This is a genomic window from Paenibacillus zanthoxyli JH29 (assembly GCF_000520715.1).
GTDB lineage: Bacteria > Bacillota > Bacilli > Paenibacillales > Paenibacillaceae > Paenibacillus_AQ > Paenibacillus_AQ zanthoxyli.
The window spans coordinates 1-1,415 of the sequence record NZ_ASSD01000248.1; the positions used below are offsets into that span (position 1 = coordinate 1).

Genomic DNA, 1,415 nt, shown 5'->3' on the forward strand with positions numbered 1-1,415 from the left:
CTGCCGCTGCCAGTACGGCCCGTGCGGCCTGTGCAGCCTGCGTGGCCTATGCGGCCAGTACTGCCCGTGCGGCCACAGTGCAGCCTGCGCGGCCTGCCGCTGCCAGTGCGGCCTGCTCCCTCTATCCCTTTTCTGCACGACGATGGACGATATGACCTGCCAGCAGCCGATTGTTCCTTCAGCAAACATTCAGCCCGGACTCATTATGAGTTAAGGTAGGGATGCAATAATACAGTACGGAAGAGGAAGCGGCGGCCAACAGGCAGCCCGAGAAACGGGGGGAGAGGGATCAAGATGAGACTAATCAGGAAGCTAGGTTCGGATCTCGTTCTGGCGGCCATACTGCTGCTTGCGGCATTTCTGTACGGCTACGGGATCTGGAATGACAAGTACGTCAATCTGTACTATACAACTGCGGTGGGAAGCATGCTGCAGAGCTGGCATAATTTTTTCTATGCTTCGCTGGACTCGGCGGGTTCGGTAACGGTGGATAAGCCGCCGGTGGTGTTCTGGATACAGACGCTGTTCGCCTGGATATTCGGGGTGAAGGGCTGGAGCGTCATTCTTCCTCAGGCGCTGGCCGGTGTGGGGTCGGTGCTGCTGGTCTATCTGCTGGTCAAACCGGCTTTTGGCAAAATGGCGGCCCGCATCGCTGCTCTGGCAATGGCTCTTACGCCGGTGGCGGCGGCCGTCAGCAGAACGAACAATATTGACGCCATGCTCGTGTTCACGCTGCTGCTGGCGACGTGGTTCTTGTTCAGGGGAACCAGGAGCAGCAAGATCGGCCTCCTGATTGCCGCATTCGCGTTAATCGGCGTGGCGTTCAACGAGAAGATGCTGCAGGCTTACATGGTGGTTCCGGCCTTTTATCTCTTTTATTGGCTGGCGTTAAAGATGAACTGGAAGAAAAAAGCAGGCGTGCTGGCCGCATGCACCGCCGTCATGCTGGCCGTCTCTGTATCCTGGGCGGTTATCGTGGATTCGATCCCGGCCAGCCAGCGCCCATTTATCGGCAGCAGCACCACTAACTCGGTCATGAAGCTGGCCTTCGGTTATAACGGCGTATCGCGTCTGACCGGTGACCGGGGCAATGCGGGGCGCGGCGGCTTCCCGCAGGGCATGAACGGAGAGATGCCGTCATGGAACGGCGGCGAAGATCAGGGGATGCCCGGAATGGGCGGCGCAATGCCGGGAATGAACGGCGGTGGCTTCGGAGGCGGACAGGACGGCGCGGATGGAACATCGGGGGCTTCGGTGAACCCGAACGGGAACGCCACGGGCACACAGAGCGCCGATGCGTCATCCGGTACGCAGGACGGAACAGCCTCGGGCGAAAGACGGCAGAACGGAACGTTCGGACAGTTCCGCAGAAACGGAGCGGATGACGGCGGCTGGCGGGAATTCGGACAAATGGG

General features: G+C 60.1%; 2 protein-coding genes. One reads left to right on the forward strand and one right to left on the reverse strand.

The window, feature by feature from the left end; translation table 11 throughout:
* Positions 1-189 (reverse strand): hypothetical protein (locus L691_RS31915; protein ID WP_156934201.1); only part of this gene is annotated, 189 nt, incomplete at its 3' end.
* 105 nt (positions 190-294) lie between these two features.
* Here L691_RS31915 and L691_RS28390 point away from each other — a divergent pair.
* The coding region (locus L691_RS28390) for a glycosyltransferase family 39 protein (RefSeq protein ID WP_025690146.1) at positions 295-1,415 on the forward strand (1,121 nt) is incomplete at its 3' end.